Source organism: Kluyvera sichuanensis, assembly GCF_014218705.1.
In the GTDB taxonomy this organism is placed as follows: domain Bacteria; phylum Pseudomonadota; class Gammaproteobacteria; order Enterobacterales; family Enterobacteriaceae; genus Kluyvera; species Kluyvera sichuanensis.
This window is the reverse complement of record NZ_JABBJF010000020.1, coordinates 38,349-57,760: the sequence shown is the minus strand read 5'-3', so window position 1 is coordinate 57,760 and position 19,412 is coordinate 38,349. Positions and strand designations below refer to the sequence as shown.

Here is a 19,412-nt window from a genome sequence, read left to right as displayed (position 1 = left end):
CCCTCACCCTAACCCTCTCCCCAGAGGGGAGAGGGGACCGTTCAGTGCGTTTACGTACGATCGGCGCAAAAAAGTACGGTCGGTTTTCTCCCTCTCCCCTGTGGGGAGAGGGCCGGGGTGAGGGGGACAATCGCACTACTTAACAAGCTGTTTCGTCATATCCAGCAGCTGACGCACATCCGCCGGACGCGTATTTCCGCTCGCCTTATCAATAATCGAGCTATAGATATGGGGGATAATTTTGCTAACGCCAGCATCCAGCGCAATTTTCAGGATTTCGCCGTAGTTGTCGAGGTCAATGCCGCCGGTCGGTTCCAGCCAGAAATCATGGCGCGCGCAGGCTTCAGCCACCGCCACAAACTCATCGCGATGCTTCAGGCCACCCATCGGGAAGTATTTAATCGAGCTGCCGCCCATATCTTTCAGCAGGGCAATCGCCGTTTCCAGCGGCACAATGCCGTCCGGCGCGTTGCTGGAGAGCGGGCCGGTGGAGATTTTCACCCTGCCGACGGTGCCGGTTGGCGATACCAGGCCGTTGACCACAGTCTCGTTCTGCCCCAACAGCGCGCGGCTGGTGCCAACGCCGGTGAAGACCTGGTTAACGTGCTGCGGCTGCACCTGGCGGGAAATTTCGCTGACCATCGCCGACTGATTCGGGTCGCCTGCGCCCAGCCCGACAGACAGTGCGTTATCAATCAGCTTTGCGTATTCACGCATATCGGCCACCGCGCTGGCGATATCCGGATAGTTTTTGGAGAGCACGCCCACCAGCACATGACCTTCCGCCGCTTCGTAAATCTCACTGGCGTTTTGCTTGCTGCCTGCCAGAACGTTCAGGCAGACGCGGTCACGGTAAAAGTTTGGGGTCAGTTTCATGCTTTTTTCTCCTGGTTTAAGACTTCAGCAATACGGCGGGAGACAATCTCCAGCTGCTGCGCATCCACGCTGCGGACATCGGCTTCGATAATGCCTTCGTTGGCCTTGTAGCCGCGGAAGTAAATGGCGTATTCGCCCTGCTTCAGCGCCGCCACCAGGTCGCCGGTGTGGACACCGGTCACGGCTTCATCAAATTTAATCTCGGCGCGCGCAATATCGCGGCCTGCGCTGTCCCACACCACGCGGGCGGTCACGCCGTTGAGCGTATTAAGCGCGTCGATGAATGGGGTCATTTTCGCCACCATCTCTTCGCCGCTCTCTTTGGTCGCCGTCAGGTAATGTTCGATGGCGCAGGTCAGGCCAAGAATGCCCTCTTTGCCCACTTTCATCGCACGACCAATGCCGTTCGACTGGCGTTTGACCCACTCCACATACTGGGTTTTACCGATAACCAGCCCGCTGGTTGGCCCTTCAATGGCCTTCGCGCCGCTGTAAATAACCAGATCCGCACCCGCACGGTAGTAGGCCTGTAAATCTTCTTCCGCCGCCGCATCGACAATCAGCGGCAGATTGTGGCTGCGCGCGACCGCCGCGGCCTGCGCCACGTTGAGCATGCTTTTCTGCACGCAGTGGTGAGATTTAATGTACAGAATGGCCGCTGTACGCGGGGTGATAGCTGCCGCCAACTGGTCGGCAGAACATTCGTTGGCGTAGCCCGCTTCCACCAGCTTGCCGCCGCCCAGCGCCACCATGGTGCCGACCGGTGCGCCAAAGTTGACGTTGTGGCCTTTCGGCAGCACGATTTCGTTGTTTTCAATCGGGGTAACGTGCAGGTTTTCCAGCAGCCAGTCGCTCTCTTTTACCAGCACCGCCGCCACCGACTGCGCAATCCCGGCGGAGGCACAGGAGACGACGGTCGCCCCTTCTACATCCAGCAGCTTCGCAATGTAGGTGCCGGTTTTATTCACCAGGTCTTTCATTTCGAAGTACTGGTTCATACCCGCCATCGCGGCTTCTACCACTTCCGGACGTGGCGTAGAGACGCCGAGGATCGTCATACGGCCGGAGGTGTTAATCACCTGTTTTAAATCGTATTTCTCAAAAATCGAAGGCATTTTCCGCACTCCCTTGTTCGGTCAGATAGCCCTTGCCCGCGCGAATCGCGGCAAGCGGCAGCAAAATCTTGTCAGCCTGAAGGCTCTCTTTTTCCGCATCCACCAGCACCGTTGGGGTCTGGGCAACGGTAAACAGCGTCAGGTCCGCGTCATACCCCACCGCCAGTTGCCCTTTACGGCTCAGGCGCAGGCCATCGGCGGCATGGGCGGTGACGCAGTCAATGACCTGCGGCAGCGACATACCGATGGCGAGGAACTTCGACATCACCAGCGCCAGCGAGCGTACCGGGCCGTCGATGCGGTTACGGCAGTAGATATCGGAGCTGATGGTGTGCGGCAGAATGCCCATCGCAATCGCCCGGCGGGCCACTTCAAAGCTGAAGCTGGCGGTGCCGTGGCCGACGTCGAGACGCACGCCGCGCTTTAAGGCGCGCACGATAGAGCCGCGCAGTTCGCCTTCCGGCGTCAGGATGCGGTTCGGTTTGCCGTTGTAGCAGTGGGTGATGATGTCGCCGGAACTCAGCAGTTCGGCAATCTCATCAAGGTTCGGCGGGTTGTTGCCAATGTGCACCATCAGCGGCAGGTCGCCGTTTTCTTTCTGGATGGCTTTGCCACGCAACAGCGGCGTAATACCGTTTTCGCCGACCACGCTGCTGCTCATGCGCGCTTTCAGGCCGACGATAAAGTCCGGGTGGCGCGCCACCGCCTGCTTCACCGCTTCCGCATCGATATTGGCCATATTGGCCAGTTCGTTCTGGGCAATCAGCCCCACGCGGGAGATGTTGAGCAGCGCATAGACGTCGGTCGCGGCTTTGCGGGTCAACTGGTAGAAATCATCTACGTCATCGGCCCCGGTACTGCCAGCATCAATCACGGTGGTGACACCGGTGGCGATACCGACGCTGTCCGGTTCATCGTGATAAATCGGTGAGTTCGGGTAGCAGTGGACGTGGGAGTCAATCCAGCCGGCGCTGGCGTAGTATTTGCCGTCCAGCTCAATGGTTTTCAGGGCAGGCGCGCTAATCTCGCCCAGCGCCGCGATTGAACCGTCCTTGATGGCGATATCAGTCAGGGTATCGTCGACGAGGCGCGCACGGCGCAGGAGTAAATCAAACATATCTCTCTCCTGTTAAGACGGGCGCCAGAGCGCCCGCAGGGTTTAACTAATCGCTACCGGGAAGATGGAACCCAGCAGCATCGCGCCGAGAATAGCGCCGCCGGTAATCGGCTTTTGCCAGACATAGAAAATCAGCGCGCCAATCAGCGAGCCCACACCGATAGGAATCGAAGCGGTCATGGCGCTAAGGATAATCAACGGGCCAAGGAAGCGGCCGGAGGCGTTACCCGCGCCCATCATCACGTCGGCCCCGTAGGTGGAGTCACTCTGGTTGATGGTGAACTTACGCGCCAGGATGATGATGTAGCCAATCGCCAGACCAATCACCAGCCCGGTAATCAGGGAGGCGATAAAGTTGGTCACCGGGAACATGATGCCCGCGCCCAGCAGCAGCGCTGGAACCCCAAGGCCCACGCCGGTTTGGATCGCGCCACCGATGTCCAGAATGCCCACCAGCGAACCTTCGATGATACGGGCGAACAGGAAGCTCGCGCCGAACGCGGCAACGGCACCGTAAGCCCCGGTATCAATCCCGGCTTTCAGCATCGCCACGAAGGCCACTTCGTTGAAAGCACCAATGCCGTAGAGGTAGTACATATGCGTCCCGGCGAACACGCCGGAGGAGAGCAGGCCAACGAAGATCGGGAACGACCAGTCGGCATACCAAAAACCTTTATTTTGTTCCATGTCAGGCTCCCGTTATTTGCCGCTGATTGAGCTGTGGATCAGATCCAGCCAGTTCGGTACGGTCAGGTGGAAGGATTCAATCATCTTCATGTCGAAGCCGCGGAAGAAGGCGCTCAGGACGAACAGCGCAATAATCGCACCCATCATCACTTTGGTGACGCGATGCCAGCCGCTCTCTTCAACACCCTTACCAATCAGAATACCCAGCACCAGGCCCGGCACGGCGTTACCCATAATCAGCTGCGCTGCGCCGCCGAAGATGGTGGCCCAGAAGCCTGATTTCTTACCGGCATCAATCGCTGCCAGCCAGAAGATAACCGGCATCACGGTGTTCACCAGCAGGTTGGCTGCCGGAACCAGTACCTTAACGGCGGTGACCTGCAGCGCCTGTGGTACGGAAGAGGCCGTCAGGTTGAGGAAGGCCACCACAATCATGCCGATGATGCCGCAGGCAATCGCCATTTTGCGTGGGTTATGCAGCGTCTCGCCGACGTTGCGATTTTTCACCATCAGTGCCGCCGCGCCCCAGTTCGGGATAATGCGGTGGTCAACGTCCTGGGTGAAGGAACCTGCTGCGACGGAAGAAGCCCAGGCGTTAAAGAAGAAGCCGAGGCCAAAGGAGAAGTGGGAAGCCGGATCGCCTTCGCAGGAGTTCAGCTCGCCCAACGTACGAAACGCCCCCATCCCCTGCGTGGTGGGCGCGTGAAACATGCGTGCCGCTCCGGCGCCCACGCCGACGCCAACCAGGCCGCCGATAATGAGCGATTTTATTAAAATTATCAGGAACATAGTCTGACCCTTTGGTGAAAATCAGGTTTGCGTGACGAAATCCACTTTATCGATATCAATGGCGGTCACGTTGACGGTCACGTCCAGCTCCACGCTGTACGCTCGTCGTTCACGGCGTAAAAAGAAGAATAAGAACGCCTCTTTTCGTACCGCTTCGCGCGCATGAACAACCTGCACATCCTGTGGCTCAATACGCAGTAAGATGCGCGATGATGTTTTCATCACCGCTGCCTGCACGTGGTTCAGGGCATCGGCGAACGCCCGTGTTTTGCTCTCGCCTTTGCCCGTGACCCTCACCGTGGTGGTGAATTGCTCTTTCATACTCAAGCGCCGTACTTCTTCTTCCAGGCCTCTACCAGGCGTTCGCCCAGCTCTTCTTTGTCCATAAAGCCAAAGCCCAGCACGTTGCAGCCTTCGTTAATGGCGGTGACGCCCTCTTCCACTGAACGCATGCCGTATTTCGCTTTGTAGCCATATTTGGTCTGCGCGGTGATAGCACCCGCACCGCCGCTACCGCAGAAGGAGATACCGAAGGTCGCGTTTTCGGCCTTCATCATGTCGCCCAACTTCATGTCGGCGGCTACGCCCGGTACCACAACTGCACGAGCACCGGCTTTTTCCGCGCCAGCGGCAACTTTTTGTCCTTTACCCAGGCGGTCGCCAATTACTACGGTGATCTGTTCCATTTGTTGCTCCTTACAGGTTGTCTTTTGCTACTTCGAAGTGAACGGAGAGCAGCCAGGCCTCTTCATCAGGCAGGTTGCCGAACTCCGCGACCACTTCGCGGGCAAGCATCATTGAATCGTCAGAAATCTCTTCAAACAGGCTTTCATCCACTTCCGGCAGCGGCTCGCCGCTGATGGACCGGTGGGCCATGGCCCGCACGTGGGAGGTCAGCATTTGCTCCTGCACGTCGTTAGGGGTGATATCGCGGCGGCGTAACAGTGCGAACACCTGCTGCAACATCTTGTCGGCCAGCCGTTCGGTCTGTAGCGCCTGCTCCCCTGCGTCGTGTATTACCGCTCCGTTATTCACTCGTGTTACCCCGCTAATGTCTCTGGGGATAAACCTAACGCCGGGGGATGGGAGTTTGTAGCGAGTTGTTTTCCACTTCGAAGTGGAAAGGTAGACGGCTTGAGTGATCGGATTCACACATTCGCCACGAAAGTAACGATTTCGATATATTCGCGTGATGAATGTCACGTCTGTGGGACAAGGTCATTGGAAAGGCGAATGGCAAAACGAAGGTGAAAAGTGTGATATCGGTGAAGTTTTTCGGGGAATTTTCGGGGAGCGAAGACGGAAGGCGTCAGGGCGACGCCTTCCGGAGATAGGATTAGCGGAACTTCTTGTGGTTCTCGTTGCGGGTGGTTTTGAAATCTTCCGCGGCGGCCTGGGCTTCTTTCACTTTGCCCTCGTTCGCCAGCTTCAGCGCACCGTCAATCTGACCAATCAGCGTATCCATCCCATGGTGATAGTCTTTCATTTCCGCGCTGTCTGCCGCTTTGCCTTCCAGCTTCGGCGGGGTCTCTTTTTTAGCGTCTTCTGCGGCGGTACGCATCTTCGTCAGCGCCGCTTTCAGTTCACCCACGTCGGTGGTCTTCTGCACGACCTGCAGATTTTCCGCCAGGGTGTCCATATCTTCGCCCAGGTCAGCAAAGGCAGAAGCCGAACCCAGCGCCAGCGCGGAGACCGCCAGCATCGCAACCAGTTTTTTACGCATTGCTCACTTCCTTTTTATTATTTAAGCGAACGGGCGCAGCAGGATGCGCCCAATACGTGATTACTGTCCGGCGATTTTCATCTCCGGTAACAGTACGGAACCACATTGAATGTTACTGCGTGTCTCAATATCGTCGGCGATAGTGACCATATTGCGCCACATGTCTTTCAGGTTGCCAGCGATGGTGATTTCACTCACCGGATACTGAATTTCGCCGTTCTCAACCCAGAAGCCGGATGCACCGCGAGAGTAGTCGCCGGTGATGCCGCTAACACCCTGCCCCATCAGTTCAGTCACGACAAGACCCGTGCCCATCTCTTTAAGCAACTTTTCAAAACTCAGGCCGCAACCGGCAATACGCCAGTTGTGGATACCGCCCGCGTGGCCGGTGCTCTTCAGGCCCAGCTTACGCGCGGAGTAGTTGGTCAGCAGCCACTGGGTCAGCACGCCGTCTTTGATGATGTCGCGACGCTCGGTGCGCACGCCTTCGCCGTCGAACGGCGTCGACGCCAGCCCTTTCAGCAGATGCGGATGCTCTTCAATGGTCAGCCATTCCGGCAGAATTTGCTTACCGAGAGAGTCCAGCAGGAAGGTCGATTTACGGTAAACCGAGCCGCCAGCAATCGCGCCCACCAGGTGGCCAAACAGCCCGGTTGCCACTTCGTTGGCGAAAATCACCGGCGCCTTCATGGTGGAGAGCTTGCGCGGCTCCAGGCGAGACAGGGTGCGACGCGCGCACTCTTCACCAACCCATTCAGGGGACTGCAGGTCGCTCAGCGCGCGGCCGATGGTATAGGCATAGTCACGCTCCATGTCGCCGTTCACTTCGGCAATCACGCAGCTGGACAGGGAATGGCGGGTTGAGCAGTAGCTTTGCAGCATGCCGTGGCTGTTGCCGAAGACTTTAATGCCGTAGTGGCTGTTAAAGCTGCCGCCTTCGGTGTTGGTAATGCGTTTATCAGCCTTCAGCGAAGCCTGCTCTGCGCGAGCCGCCATTTCGATGGCTTCATCCGGGGAGACTTCCGCCGGGTGGAACAGGTCAAGATCCGGGGCTTCAAAGGCCAGCAGTTCTTTGTCTGCCACGCCTGCACATGGGTCCGGCGAGGTGTAGCGCGCGATGTCTAACGCCGCCTGCACGGTACGGGCGATAGCATCCGGGCTCAGGTCGGTGGACGATGCGCTGCCTTTACGGTTCTGGTGATAGACGGTAATCCCCAGCGCCCCGTCGCTATTAAATTCGACGTTTTCGACTTCACCATAACGGGTGCTTACGCCGATGCCGGTGGTTTTACTGACCGCCACTTCCGCGCCGTCTGATTGAGTGGCTGCCAGTTCCAGCGCCATAGAGACCGCTTTTTCCAGCGCAATACGTTGTTGTGCAACTTGTGTGATCACTTTCATCGTCTAAGCCATAATCTGAGGTAAAGTTAAATGAAGTCTAACAGAGAACCCTTTCTCAGTATGCGCTCAAGCTGTTAGTATTAGCCTCTTTTTTAAGGAGCCTGAAATGACAAAGCAGCCCGAAGACTGGCTCGACGACGTCCCCGGTGATGATATCGAAGACGAAGATGATGAAATTATCTGGGTCAGCAAGAGTGAAATTAAACGTGATGCCGAAGAGCTGAAAAAGCTTGGGGTAGAACTGGTTGAGCTCGGTAAGAACGCGCTGGATAAAATCCCGCTGGACGCCGATCTGCGCGCAGCCATTGAACTGGCGCAGCGTATTAAGATGGAAGGCCGCCGCCGCCAGCTGCAGCTGATTGGTAAAATGCTGCGTCAGCGTGACGTAGAACCTTTCCGTCAGGCGCTGGATAAGCTGAAAAACCGCCACAACCAGCAGGTTGTTGTGTTCCATAAACTGGAACAGCTGCGTGACCGTATGGTTGACGGTAGCGATGAAGCCATCGAAGAAGTGATGAACCTGTGGCCTGACGCCGACCGTCAGCAGCTGCGTTCGCTGGTGCGTAACGCCAGGAAAGAAAAAGCCGGCAATAAGCCGCCAAAATCTTCCCGCCAGATCTTCCAGTATCTGCGCGAGCTGTCCGAACACCAGGACTAAGCGTCAAGAAAATGCCCTCTTCGTGAGGGTATTTTTTTGCCCGTCTTGTGCAACATCCCGGCGTCGCGCTGCTCGGCCGGGCGACTTTCATGCCATCACAATCTGGCACAAATCATGGTTGAAGCGCTGGTACTGCCCTTCGTCAATCGGCTGCGGGTAGCTCAGCACAATCAGTTCGTGATCGGCGATGCCGGCATGATAGGTCGGGTGCGCGTGCGGCCACGGGTTGGCGAAGAATCCCATGCTTTCATAGAAACGCAGGCGCTTGTGGGCTATCTCGGTGGTCAGCGGGTCGATTTCCAGAATGGTTTTCGGCGCGCGCTCGAGGATCTGCCCCAGCAGACGTTTGCCGTAACCCTGGGAACGTAGGCTGCTGTCGACCGCCAGATGTTCAATATAGACGTAGCCGTCGAACGCCCAGCATCCACTCATGCCAATAAACTGTTCACCATCGAACCACGCTTCCAGCGCGTAGTGCGGGGAGTTAAGTGCGCGTTGTTTAGCGGGGAGTTCGCGCTGTTCGTGCCAGGGGAAGGCGTGAGTGTAAAGGGTGTCTAGTGGGGGGAATAAGACAGAGTCGGTTGAGGTGATTTTTTTGGCGGTGAGCATTTTTGGTTTCCGGGGAAAGGGCTATATCGAGCGAGCCCCCTCACCCCGGCCCTCTCCCCAAAGGGGCGAGGGAGAAAACCGGGCGGTCCCCTCTCCCCTTTGGGGAGAGGGTTAGGTTGAGGGGGCAACCCGCTCAGCGCAACATCAGCGAATTACTCCTGCTGCGCTTTCTTCGCCAGCCCGTCGAGCAGTTTCTGATGAATGCCGCCGAAGCCGCCGTTACTCATCACCAGAATATGGTCGCCAGGCTCGGCGCTCTTCACAATCATATCGGCCAGCGCGTCTACGTCAGCGCTCCAGTGCGCAGGCTGCACACAGGCTTCTGCCACCTCCGCGACCTGCCACGGAATGTGCTGCGGCTGCAGCAGGAACACTTCATCCGCGCGGCCCAGAGACGGCGCCAGGTCGTCTTTGCAGACGCCCATTTTCATGGTGTTCGAGCGCGGTTCCAGTACGGCGATGATTTTCGCGGTACCGCCCACTTTGCCGCGCAGCGCTTGCAGCGTCGCGAGGATAGCCGTTGGGTGGTGCGCGAAGTCGTCATAAACGCAAACGCCGTTGGCTTCACCGCGAAGCTCCAGACGACGACGGGCGTTGATAAAGCTGCCCAGCGCGTTGGCGGCATCAGCTGGCGTCACACCAACATGACGCGCGGCGGCAATCGCCATCAGGCCGTTATGCATATTGTGTTCGCCGACCAGGCCCCACTTCACTTCACCGACTTTTTCACCGTCGAGCAGTACTTCCCACTCGGAGGCGTCGGTATTGAGTTTTTTCGCCTGCCAGTGGCCCTGCTCGCCCACCAGCTCCTGCTCGCTCCAGCAGCCCATTGCCATCACCTGTTTCAGGTTGGCGTCGTTTTCCGGCAGGATGATACGGCCCTGGCCCGGAACGATGCGCACCAGATGGTGGAATTGTTTCTGGATAGCTTTCAGGTCGTCGAAGATATCCGCGTGATCGAACTCAAGGTTGTTGAGGATCAGCGTACGCGGGCAGTAATGCACGAATTTGGAGCGCTTATCGAAGAAGGCGCAGTCGTATTCATCGGCTTCAATCACGAAGAACGGGCTGTCGCCCAGACGCGCGGAAACCTCGAAGTTCCCCGGTACGCCGCCGATCACGAAGCCCGGCTTGTAGCCGCACTCTTCAAGGATCCAGGTCGCCATACCGGCAGTGGTGGTTTTGCCGTGGGTACCGGCAACCGCCACAACCCAGCGATCGCGCAGCACGAAGTCGTGCAGCCACTGCGGGCCGGACATATACGGAATGTTCTTTTCCAGCACCGCTTCTACGCACGGGTTACCGCGCGTCATGGCGTTGCCGATGATCACCAGATCCGGCTGCGGGTCGAGCTGACTTGCGTCATAACCCTGAATTAAATCAATGCCTTGCTTTTCAAGCAGCGTGCTCATCGGGGGATACACATTGGCATCCGAACCCGTGACTTCATGACCCAGCGAGCGAGCCAGCATTGCCAGACCGCCCATGAAGGTGCCACAAATACCCAAAATATGAATGCGCATACGTCACTATCCTTTTTTTATCTGCTCCGCATTTTACCCATATGTTTGCCAGCAGAGAAACGCATTTAAGGATATTCCGTAGTTTGCTGGCGCGATTCACCAGTGCGAATTTTTTTTATTCTTTGTTAATATTGTTGCAGTCGTTTTACTCAACATCCACTGTCAGGGAAAGTGTTATGAAAACGTTAGGTGAATTTATTGTCGAAAAGCAGCACGAGTTCTCTCATGCTACCGGTGAGCTCACTGCTTTGCTGTCGGCAATAAAGCTAGGTGCCAAGATCATCCACCGCGATATCAATAAGGCCGGTCTGGTCGATATCCTGGGTGCCAGCGGCGCAGAAAACGTACAGGGAGAAGTACAACAAAAGCTCGATTTGTTCGCAAACGAGAAGCTGAAAGCCGCGCTGCGCGCCCGTGACATCGTCGCTGGTATCGCCTCCGAAGAAGAAGACGAAATTGTCGTATTCGACGGCTGCGAACACGCGAAGTATGTGGTCCTGATGGACCCGCTGGATGGCTCATCTAATATCGACGTTAACGTCTCTGTCGGTACCATCTTCTCTATCTATCGTCGCGTAACCCCAGTGGGTACGCCGGTCACCGAAGAAGATTTCCTGCAGCCGGGTAACCGCCAGGTCGCTGCGGGCTATGTGGTTTACGGCTCCTCCACCATGTTGGTGTACACCACCGGCTGTGGCGTGCACGCCTTTACTTACGATCCGTCGCTGGGTGTGTTCTGCCTGTGCCAGGAGCGTATGCGCTTCCCTCAGCGCGGTAGCACCTACTCCATCAACGAAGGCAACTACATCAAGTTCCCGAACGGGGTGAAGAAGTACATCAAGTTCTGCCAGGAAGAAGATAAGTCCACGCAGCGCCCGTACACCTCACGCTACATCGGTTCTCTGGTGGCCGATTTCCACCGCAACCTGCTGAAAGGCGGGATCTACCTGTACCCAAGCACCGCCAGCCACCCGGATGGGAAACTGCGTCTGCTGTATGAGTGCAACCCAATGGCGTTCCTCGCGGAACAGGCCGGCGGCAAGGCCAGCGATGGGAAAGAGCGTATTCTGGATATCGTGCCGGAAACCCTGCACCAGCGTCGTTCGTTCTTCGTGGGTAATGACCATATGGTGGAAGACGTTGAGCGTTTGATTCGCGAGTTCCCGGACGCGTAATCTTATTGAGGATGCCCCCTCACCCCGGCCCTCTCCCCACAGGGGCGAGGGAGAAAACCGGACGGTTCCCTCTCCCCCGTGGGGAGAGGGTTAGGGTGAGGGGGCAACCTCGCTACGACACCTGCAACCGGAACGACGACATCGCCGCCACCAGCGCCTGCGACTGCTCCTCCAGCGAACGGGTTGCCGCCGACGACTGCTGTACCAGCGCCGCGTTCTGCTGCGCCGTTTCATCCATCTGGCTTACCGCAATATTCACCTGCTCAATGCCGCGACTCTGCTCCTGCGACGCGCTGGCAATCTCGCGCATCAGTTTGGTCATGCGCATCACTTCACTGGCAATCTCATCCATAGTTTCCCCCGCCTGCTGCGCCAGGTCACTGCCTTCGCTGACGTGGGTTTGTGAGGCAGAGATCAGCTGACGAATCTCTTTGGCGGCATCCGCGCTGCGGCTTGCCAGGTTACGCACTTCACCTGCTACCACCGCGAATCCGCGCCCCTGCTCACCCGCGCGCGCCGCTTCTACCGAGGCGTTCAGCGCCAGAATGTTGGTCTGGAAGGCAATCCCGTCAATCACGCTGAGGATATCGGCGATACGGTTGGCGCTGCCGGCAATATCCTGCATTTTTTCAATCACGTAGCAGACCATTTCGCTACCACGGTCGGCAGTATCGGACACTTCCTGCGCCAGCTTGTGCGCCTGGTCGGCGTTATCGGCGTTCTGCTTCACGGTGGCAGTGATCTCTTCCATGCTGGCCGCCGTTTGCTCAAGCGACGTCGCCGTCGACTCGGTGCGCTGCGCCAGATGGTTGTTGCCCGCCGTCAGCTCACGGCTGCCAACATCAATCTGCGAACTGGCATCGCGCACGCGCATCACCGAGTTCATCATCGACTCGCGCATACCGGCAATCGCCACGTTCAGACGCTTAATCTCCGCACTGCTCGCCTTCAGCGGCGAATCGGTTAAATCTCCTGCCGCCACCTGCTCCAGTTGGCCAATCGCCGCCGCCAGCGGTTTAAGCAGCAGATGACGCAGCTGCAGCCAGCCCAGCGCCATCACGCCTGCGGTCAGCAGAATGGCGATAACCATCAGTACCAGCACACGGTTTTTGGTACTGTGCACCGCGGCGACTTCAATTTGACCGCGAGACTCGCCCCAGTCCTGGAACGCGTGGATCGCATCGTCAAACTGGCGAGAGACCGGGATCATGGTCTTTTCCAGCAGATCGTAATAGCCGTCAACGTTTTGCTGATTCAGCGCCGCCAGCATCGGCACGATCCCTTGCGTGTTGTAGGCTTCGAAGCTTTTCATGACGTTCGCCAGTAGCTGCGCGCCGTCGGCATCATCCATCGAGGACTGGCCCACATCGGCAATAATCTTCTGCCCCTGGGCCACTTCACCATTGAGGGCTTTTACTGCTTTCGTCGCATCATCGAGCATGCCGATTTCCATCAGCCGGACCGCCTGACTGGCTTCGTTACGCGCACGCAATATCAACGTATAACCTTCGTTCAGCTGGGTCATTTGGTCGCTTTGCAGATGGTCAATGCGTTGTAGAGAGGTGGAGCTTTTGGTGAGGGCATAAATGCCGATACCGCTGACTAAAACCAGCAGCAGGGTCATCACGGCGAGCAGGGACAGCAAGCCGGTACGGATAGAGAGCGTTTTTAGCATCATAGTGTTGTCCGGTAGCAGGGGTACTGTTTGGCGTAAAAAGACAGTATCGGCCGCTACCGGAAAAACATTAGTGTTTCAGTGTGTTAGTCCTTTGTTACTGCCGCGCTAACGCGAGTCACCGCCGCATTCTGGCGGTTCTCCCACAGCACCGTCAGCGCACGCTGGAGCGCAATGAAAATAAACAGCAAAATGCCGATGGCGATCTTCGTCCACCAGGAGCTGAGCGTGCCGTCAAAGTTGATATAGGTCTGAATCAGCCCCTGAATGCCGACACCGAACAGCGTGCCGAGCACCGTACCCACCCCGCCGCTCAGCAGCGTTCCGCCAATCACCACCGAGGCAATGGCATCCAGTTCTACCCCGACGCCTGCCAGCGCGTAGCCTGCCTGGGTATAGATGGAGAAGACGATACCGGCAAGCGTCGCCAGCCCCGTCGACAGCATATAGATGCGCACGATGGTGCTGCGGGTCGGAATCCCCATCAGATTCGCTGAGGTGGCGCTGCCGCCGATGGCGTACACCTGATTGCCAAAGCGGGTACGGTGAGCCAGGAAGATCCCCAGAATCACCACCAGCAGCATCAGCAGCCCCATCGCGCTCAGGCGACCGCCGCCGGGAATGGTCCACGCCAGCCCGGAGAGAGTGTCATAGAGCGGATGATCGATAGGAATCGACTCTTCGGAGACCAGATAGCTGACGCCGCGCAAAAAGAACATTCCGGCAAGAGTGATGATAAACGCCGGGATCTTCAGCGCATCAATCAGCCAGCCCATAAACGCCCCGAAGGCGCAGCCCATCACCAGCACCAGCGGGAAGGCTACCAGCGGCGACAGCCCCCATACGCCAATGGCCTTGGCTAAGAACACGCCGGTAAAGGCGATCACCGAGCCGACGGAGAGATCGATACCGCCGGAGAGGATCACAAAGGTCATCCCTACCGCCACGATGCCCAGAAAGGCGTTGTCGGTCAGAATGTTGCAAATCACCCGCGTAGACGCAAAACCGGGAAACTGGGTCAGGCAGTAGAGATAGCCGAGGATGAACACGCCCAGGGTGATCATCAGCGGTAAATTACGTTTTATCATCGCGGCGAACCCTCTTCAGCATCTGAATAAAGCGCGGCGACTGGACGATCAGCACGCACATCACCACCACCGCCTTCACCACCTGGTTAAGCTCGGGCGGGAAACCGGAGAGTAAAATGCCGGTGTTCATGCCCTGAATAATCAGCGCGCCGACCACCGACAGCAGCAGGTTAAAGCGCCCGCCCATCAGCGAGCCGCCGCCAATCACCACCGCCAGAATGGCATCCAGCTCCAGCCACAGCCCGGCGTTGTTGGCATCGGCTCCGCGAATGTCCGCCGCCACAATGGTGCCGGCAATGGCGGCGCAGACACCGCTCAGCACGTAAGCCAGCATCACCACGATGCGGGTGTTTACCCCGGCGTTTTTCGCCGCGCGGATGTTGATCCCCACCGCTTCAATAAACATGCCGAGGGCCGTTTTACGCGCCAGCAGCCAGAAGAGGACCAGCGTCACCAGCGCGATAATCACCGGCGTCGGGAACAGCAGAAACTTACCGCTGCCGATCCACGCCAGCGACGGCGAGTCGAAGGTGACGATCTGCCCGGAAGTGATCAGCTGCGCCACGCCGCGTCCGGCCACCATCAGGATGAGCGTTGCCACAAAGGGCTGTATCTTGAGGATGGCAACCAGGATGCCGTTCCACAGCCCCGCCAGCACGCCGGAACCCAGCGCCGCCAACAGCACCACCGGCAGGCTGTGCCCGGCCACGGTCATTGAGGCGGCGGTGGCCCCGGCAATCGCCATCACCGCGCCCACGGAAAGATCGATGCCGCCGGTGGCAATCACCAGCGTCATACCAATCGCCAGTAGCGCCACGGGGGCGGCGCGGTTGAGGATATCAATCGGGCTGCCGAACAGGCGGCCATCCTGCAGCGTTATCTGGAAAAAGTGCGGCGCGACAAGGCTATCCACCAGCAGCACCAGAATCAGCGCCGTAATCTGCGGCATGCCCGGCGGCCAGCGAAAACGTCGCGCGGGCTGGCCGGGTTGAGGAACGGATCGAGGCATCACGGTGTACTCCTTAGGCCGCAATAGCGTTCATGATGGCGGGAACGGAAAGCTTATCGAGCGGGATCTCCGCTACCTGTTGGCGATCGCGCATGATGATCACCCGGTCGGCGTAGCCCACCAGCTCTTCCAGCTCGGACGAAATCACCAGCAACGCCAGGCCATCGGCGCAGAGGGTTTCGATCAGGCGAATGATCTCTGCGTGGGCGCCCACGTCGATCCCACGGGTCGGTTCGTCGAGGATCAGGAACTGGGGACGCGTCAGCAGCCAGCGGGAGAGCAGCACCTTCTGCTGGTTGCCGCCGGAGAGAAACTCTACCGGCTGCTCGGCGCTGGGAGTGCGGATTGCCAGCTGGCGGATAAAGCGTTCGGCAATGTCGTTCTGCTCTTTGCGCGGAATCGGCCGCAGCCAGCCGCGCTGGGCCTGCAGGGCGAGGATAATATTTTCCCGCACCGAGGCGGCGGCAATAATGCCGTCGGTTTTACGATCTTCAGGGCAGAAGCCGATGCCCAGACAGGAGGCCTGATGCGGCGATCGTAGGGTTTGCGGTTTGCCTTTGATCGTTGCCTGGCCGCTGTCGGCAGGATGGATGCCGAAGATCACCTCGGCGGTTTCGGTACGCCCCGATCCCAGCAGCCCCGCCAGGCCGACGATCTCGCCGGGGCGAACGTGCAGATCGAACGGCGCGATGGTGCCTTTTTTGCCGTAGCCCTCAAACGAGGCGATCGGCTTGTCGCTGAGCAGCGTGCGCCCAGCGCGCTGTAGCGCCTGATGCTCCAGCTCGCGGCCAAGCATCATTTTGACCAGCTCAATCTGCGGCAGCTCGCGGGTTTCCCGACAGCCAACGAACGATCCGTTGCGCAGCACGGTGATCCGATCGCTGACCGTATAGACCTGATCGAGGAAGTGGGTGACGAAGATCAGGCTGACGCCGCGATCGCGCAGCTGGCGCATCAGGGTGAAAAGCATCTCCACTTCTTTGGTATCGAGACTGGCGGTCGGTTCATCGAGGATCAGCACTTTTGCCGAGAGATCGATGGCCCGGCAGATGGCGACAATCTGCTGCATCGCCACGGAAAAGCGGTTTAGCGGTTCGCGCACGTCGAGGGAAAAGCCGTAGGAGGCCATCAGCGCGGTGGCGCGCTTTTCCATCTCTTTGCGCTGGATAAAGCCAAAGCGTTTGGGTTCACGGCCAATAAACAGGTTGTCCGCCACCGACATGTTCGGCAGCAGGTTCACTTCCTGGTAGACGGTGCCAATCCCCAGCTGTTGGGCATGGGCGGTATTTTTCGGGTTAATTTGCTGGCCTTCCAGCCAGATGCTGCCGCTGTTGGCGTGGTAGACGCCGGTCAGCGCCTTGATAAGCGTCGATTTCCCCGCACCGTTTTCACCGAGCAGCGCCATAATTTCACCGCGCCGCAGGCTGAAGTTGACGTTATCCAGCGCTTTGACGCCGGGGAAGTACTGGCAGAGCCCCTCGGTGCGGAGGATTTCCGGGTTGGTTTCAGTGGTCATTGTGTGCTCTCCCCCCTCACCCAATACATTGTGCCTGACTTGCAGCCCGCACCGCTCAGCTCCCTCTCCCTTTCAGGGAGAGGGTTGGGGTGAGGGTACAACTCGCTTAATAGCCCATATTTTTCTTCTTCTCTAACTCCTCTTTCGCCGTATCCGGCAGATACAGCGTGGACTTGGTCAGCGTCACTTTTTCCGGCATGGTGCCGTCTTTCTTGAATTTCTCCAGCGCATCAAACGCCGGGCCAGCCATATTCGGGGTCAACTCGACGCTGGCGTTGGCTTCACCGGCAATCATCGCTTTGTAGATATCCGGCACGCCGTCAATAGAGCCGGTCAGGATATCTTTGCCCGGCTTCAGCCCGGCCTCTTTGATGGCCTGAATAGCGCCGATCACCATGTCGTCGTTATGGGCGTAAACCATGCAGATGTTCTTGCCGTTGTTCTCCGCCTTGATAAAGCTCTCCATCACCTCTTTACCCTTACTACGGGTAAAGTCACCGGACTGAGAGCGGATAATCTTGATGTTGGAGGCTTTCGAAATCGCATCGGCGAAGCCTTTCTTACGGTCAATCGCCACGCTCGCGCCGACGGTGCCCTGCAGCTCGACGACGTTACACGGCTTGCCGTCGACGGTCTTAATCAGCCACTCGCCAATCAGCTGGCCTTCCAGCACGTTGTTGGCGGTCACCGTAGTCATGTAGAGGGATTTGTCTTTGACATCAATGGAGCGGTCGAGCAGGAAGACCGGGATTTTGGCCTCTTTGGCTTCCTTCAGCACCGGTTCCCAGCCGGTGGCGACCACCGGGGCGATAAAGATGGCGTCGACGCCCTGAGCGATAAACGAGCGAACCGCTTTAATCTGGTTTTCCTGTTTTTGTTGCCCGTCGGCAATCTTCAGGGTGATACCGCGTTTCTCCGCTTCCTGCTTCGCGACGTTGGTTTCCGCCGCGCGCCAGCCGGATTCAGATCCGACCTGCGAAAATCCCACCGTTAAAGGAGCAGCCATGACCATAGACGACATGGCTGCGGAAACTGCTGTGACAAGAAGTAAGCGCTTCCACATAGAGTTATCCTCGTAGGGTTATTGTTGGTCAAATATTCATCTGCGGGAAAACTATAGACAATGGGATATGTAACGGAATGCGTTACATCACAATTCAAAAAAGTAAATTATTTGTTAATTAGCAGCGAACATCAGAGTTCAGGAAGGAGTAGGTGTCGCGCACCCATTGATGGCTATCGTTTTTGTGTTTTTTTTGACCACGACGCGGCCATTTTTTACCGTGTTGTAAACGGTTTCATGATTTTATTCATGATGCGGCTACGTTTATGGATTTTTCTGCCGTAAGAAGGCACTGAAAAGGCCGGGTTCCAGGGGGAGAGGCGTAAAACAGGTCAAGACTTTCCCAGCGAGTTGGCTATAATACCGGGCACTAGTTTGCCATACATTCTAAAGGAAACAGACATGAGCTTACTCAACGTCCCTGCGGGTAAAGATCTGCCGGAAGATATCTACGTAGTCATCGAAATCCCGGCTAACGCAGATCCTATCAAATACGAAGTCGACAAAGAGAGCGGCGCGCTGTTCGTTGACCGTTTCATGTCCACCGCGATGTTCTATCCGTGCAACTACGGTTACATCAACCACACCCTGTCTCTGGACGGTGACCCGGTAGACGTTCTGGTCCCAACGCCATACCCACTGGAGCCAGGTTCCGTCATTCGCTGCCGTCCAGTTGGCGTGCTGAAAATGACCGACGAATCCGGTGAAGATGCGAAGCTGGTTGCGGTACCGCACACCAAGCTGAGCAAAGAATACGATCACATCAAAGATGTGAACGACCTGCCAGACCTGCTGAAAGCGCAGATCACCCACTTCTTCGAGCACTACAAAGACCTCGAAGCGGGCAAATGGGTTAAGGTTGACGGTTGGGACAACGCTGAAGCGGCTAAAGCTGAAATCGTTGCTTCCTTCGAGCGCGCGAAGAAATAATATTTTTCGAGCGTGACAAAACACCGCCTTCGGGCGGTGTTTTTGTTTGTGCCATCAGGTAACCGGCGGCACGGCGAAAAAACAACGCCACCCGAAGGTGGCGTTGTCATATTCAATACTGGTCTTTGTCCAACCAGTTTCCACTTTCTATCAGCTTCAGCCCATCGACCGGGCGCTGATAGACGTACATCCAGGCACTGCCATAGGGCGTCTGGATGAGATGACGTGCATATTCACCTGCTTTGGTGCGCAGCGCATCCAGTTCGGCCAGCGTCGATGCGTCGATCCGATAAACCTCACCGTGTACCGTGCCTTCACCTGGCACCGCGCCTGGATAGTGGCCCAGGCTGTACAGTTGATAATCGAAAACGCTGTGATCGCCCAGCCACTGGGCGTTGGTCATCCAGTGGCTGTTACCTTGTTTGCGCCGTAAACTGCCGTACACAAATATTCGCATT

General features: G+C 57.5%; 21 protein-coding genes. 3 read left to right on the top strand and 18 right to left on the bottom strand.

Annotated features, from left to right (window positions below):
- Positions 1-135: 135 nt before the first annotated feature.
- The 10 genes from dagF to pmbA form a co-directional block, all read right to left on the bottom strand.
- Positions 136-876, bottom strand: coding sequence for a 2-dehydro-3-deoxy-phosphogluconate aldolase (dagF, locus tag HII27_RS18015; protein WP_185669147.1), 741 nt, complete (start codon positions 874-876; stop codon positions 136-138).
- On the bottom strand, positions 873-1,991 hold the full coding sequence (locus HII27_RS18010) for a DgaE family pyridoxal phosphate-dependent ammonia lyase (protein WP_185669146.1): 1,119 nt from the start codon (positions 1,989-1,991) through the stop codon (positions 873-875). The genes dagF and HII27_RS18010 overlap by 4 nt, the downstream gene beginning before the upstream one ends.
- Positions 1,975-3,108, bottom strand: coding sequence for an amidohydrolase/deacetylase family metallohydrolase (locus HII27_RS18005; protein ID WP_185669145.1), 1,134 nt, complete (start codon positions 3,106-3,108; stop codon positions 1,975-1,977). Before HII27_RS18005 ends, HII27_RS18010 begins: the two co-directional genes overlap by 17 nt.
- A 42-nt stretch (positions 3,109-3,150) precedes the next feature.
- Positions 3,151-3,795 (bottom strand): DUF4310 family protein, encoded by a 645-nt coding sequence (locus HII27_RS18000; protein WP_035892755.1) that lies wholly within the window; start codon positions 3,793-3,795, stop codon positions 3,151-3,153.
- 12 nt (positions 3,796-3,807) lie between these two features.
- Positions 3,808-4,584: a DUF4311 domain-containing protein gene (locus tag HII27_RS17995; RefSeq protein ID WP_185669144.1), complete on the bottom strand. Its 777-nt coding sequence runs from the start codon at positions 4,582-4,584 to the stop codon at positions 3,808-3,810.
- Positions 4,585-4,605: 21 nt separating this feature from the next.
- A complete protein-coding gene (locus HII27_RS17990; protein WP_035892752.1) occupies positions 4,606-4,905 on the bottom strand; it encodes a DUF4312 family protein in 300 nt (99 codons plus the stop codon).
- A gap of 2 nt (positions 4,906-4,907) precedes the next feature.
- Positions 4,908-5,270, bottom strand: a complete 363-nt coding sequence (locus tag HII27_RS17985) for an SFCGS family glycine-rich protein (RefSeq protein ID WP_004206501.1) — start codon at positions 5,268-5,270, stop codon at positions 4,908-4,910.
- Between the two features lie 10 nt (positions 5,271-5,280).
- Positions 5,281-5,619 carry a glycine dehydrogenase gene (locus tag HII27_RS17980; protein WP_185669143.1) on the bottom strand — a complete coding sequence of 113 codons (339 nt, stop codon included), beginning with the start codon at positions 5,617-5,619 and terminating at the stop codon, positions 5,281-5,283.
- 301 nt (positions 5,620-5,920) lie between these two features.
- On the bottom strand, positions 5,921-6,307 hold the full coding sequence (gene cybC / locus HII27_RS17975) for a cytochrome b562 (protein ID WP_185669142.1): 387 nt from the start codon (positions 6,305-6,307) through the stop codon (positions 5,921-5,923).
- Between the two features lie 60 nt (positions 6,308-6,367).
- Positions 6,368-7,708 carry a metalloprotease PmbA gene (gene pmbA / locus HII27_RS17970; protein ID WP_185669141.1) on the bottom strand — a complete coding sequence of 447 codons (1,341 nt, stop codon included), beginning with the start codon at positions 7,706-7,708 and terminating at the stop codon, positions 6,368-6,370.
- A gap of 106 nt (positions 7,709-7,814) precedes the next feature.
- Here pmbA and yjgA point away from each other — a divergent pair, with 106 nt between their 5' ends.
- Positions 7,815-8,366, top strand: a complete 552-nt coding sequence (yjgA, locus tag HII27_RS17965; protein ID WP_185669140.1) for a ribosome biogenesis factor YjgA — start codon at positions 7,815-7,817, stop codon at positions 8,364-8,366.
- A gap of 87 nt (positions 8,367-8,453) precedes the next feature.
- Here yjgA and HII27_RS17960 read toward each other — a convergent pair whose 3' ends face one another.
- Together HII27_RS17960 and mpl are read right to left on the bottom strand one after the other, a co-directional pair.
- Positions 8,454-8,975 (bottom strand): GNAT family N-acetyltransferase, encoded by a 522-nt coding sequence (locus HII27_RS17960; RefSeq protein WP_185669139.1) that lies wholly within the window; start codon positions 8,973-8,975, stop codon positions 8,454-8,456.
- A 152-nt stretch (positions 8,976-9,127) separates the two neighbouring features.
- Positions 9,128-10,498 (bottom strand): UDP-N-acetylmuramate:L-alanyl-gamma-D-glutamyl-meso-diaminopimelate ligase, encoded by a 1,371-nt coding sequence (mpl, locus tag HII27_RS17955; RefSeq protein ID WP_035892744.1) that lies wholly within the window; start codon positions 10,496-10,498, stop codon positions 9,128-9,130.
- A 176-nt stretch (positions 10,499-10,674) separates the two neighbouring features.
- On the opposite strand from mpl, the gene fbp reads away from it, so the two are divergent.
- On the top strand, positions 10,675-11,673 hold the full coding sequence (gene fbp, locus HII27_RS17950) for a class 1 fructose-bisphosphatase (protein WP_185669138.1): 999 nt from the start codon (positions 10,675-10,677) through the stop codon (positions 11,671-11,673).
- A gap of 112 nt (positions 11,674-11,785) precedes the next feature.
- On the opposite strand, the gene HII27_RS17945 is transcribed toward fbp, so the two are convergent.
- The 5 genes from HII27_RS17945 to ytfQ form a co-directional block, all read right to left on the bottom strand.
- Positions 11,786-13,348, bottom strand: coding sequence for a methyl-accepting chemotaxis protein (locus HII27_RS17945; protein ID WP_185669173.1), 1,563 nt, complete (start codon positions 13,346-13,348; stop codon positions 11,786-11,788).
- A gap of 86 nt (positions 13,349-13,434) precedes the next feature.
- A complete protein-coding gene (gene yjfF, locus HII27_RS17940) occupies positions 13,435-14,436 on the bottom strand; it encodes a galactofuranose ABC transporter, permease protein YjfF (protein ID WP_185669137.1) in 1,002 nt (333 codons plus the stop codon).
- Positions 14,423-15,448, bottom strand: a complete 1,026-nt coding sequence (gene ytfT / locus HII27_RS17935; RefSeq protein WP_185669136.1) for a galactofuranose ABC transporter, ATP-binding protein YtfT — start codon at positions 15,446-15,448, stop codon at positions 14,423-14,425. Before ytfT ends, yjfF begins: the two co-directional genes overlap by 14 nt.
- A gap of 10 nt (positions 15,449-15,458) precedes the next feature.
- On the bottom strand, positions 15,459-16,961 hold the full coding sequence (gene ytfR, locus HII27_RS17930) for a galactofuranose ABC transporter, ATP-binding protein YtfR (protein WP_185669135.1): 1,503 nt from the start codon (positions 16,959-16,961) through the stop codon (positions 15,459-15,461).
- A gap of 106 nt (positions 16,962-17,067) precedes the next feature.
- Positions 17,068-18,024: a galactofuranose ABC transporter, galactofuranose-binding protein YtfQ gene (ytfQ, locus tag HII27_RS17925; protein WP_123651118.1), complete on the bottom strand. Its 957-nt coding sequence runs from the start codon at positions 18,022-18,024 to the stop codon at positions 17,068-17,070.
- A 402-nt stretch (positions 18,025-18,426) separates the two neighbouring features.
- Here ytfQ and ppa point away from each other — a divergent pair, with 402 nt between their 5' ends.
- On the top strand, positions 18,427-18,954 hold the full coding sequence (gene ppa / locus HII27_RS17920) for an inorganic diphosphatase (RefSeq protein ID WP_005134479.1): 528 nt from the start codon (positions 18,427-18,429) through the stop codon (positions 18,952-18,954).
- A gap of 112 nt (positions 18,955-19,066) precedes the next feature.
- Here ppa and HII27_RS17915 read toward each other — a convergent pair whose 3' ends face one another.
- Positions 19,067-19,411 (bottom strand): gamma-glutamylcyclotransferase family protein, encoded by a 345-nt coding sequence (locus HII27_RS17915; protein ID WP_035896263.1) that lies wholly within the window; start codon positions 19,409-19,411, stop codon positions 19,067-19,069.
- Position 19,412 lies beyond the last annotated feature (1 nt).